This window comes from Flavobacterium sp. (assembly GCF_003525665.1).
Classification (GTDB): domain Bacteria; phylum Bacteroidota; class Bacteroidia; order Flavobacteriales; family Flavobacteriaceae; genus Flavobacterium.
In genome coordinates this window covers 1-450 of sequence record NZ_DQDX01000059.1, presented here as the reverse complement: position 1 = coordinate 450, position 450 = coordinate 1, and the positions used below count along the sequence as shown (strand labels likewise).

General features: G+C 30.9%; 1 protein-coding gene. It reads right to left on the bottom strand.

Annotated features, from left to right (window positions below; genetic code table 11):
- Positions 1 to 86 precede the first annotated feature (86 nt).
- The coding region (locus DIU01_RS04130; RefSeq protein ID WP_290831981.1) for a nucleotidyl transferase AbiEii/AbiGii toxin family protein at positions 87 to 450 on the bottom strand (364 nt) is incomplete at its 5' end.

Sequence of the window (450 nt, the reverse complement as noted above, 5' to 3'; positions counted from 1 at the left end):
GCTTCCGTTGGTCGCTTTTTTAAAACAAGAAACTTTTACTTTTTTTGCTCCGGGCTTTACACTGCAATCTGGGCTAGGGCAATCTGCTACTTACCAATATATTCATAAAAATCCAATTTTATAATTTCCCAGGTTTTCCCCAATAAGCAAATGGGTTCAAAATCGGTATCGGCTAAATCAAAACTCACCAATTGTTTTTTAATTTTAGTAAAATCATCATTATATGGATAACGTTTTTTGAATAAATCTATCATTTCATCAAGACTCATTTTATCGAGGTAATAATGCAAATCCCAAAAATCTTTTTTTCTTCCGCCACGCAAAATTACATCAAGTTTCATGGCAATTATTTCGTTCGAAGTTGCCATTCTTATGTTTTCTAAAATAATTGGATTTTCAATAAATTCATCTGTGTAATATAAATCTATTTTGACACAGTCAGTTATAGAA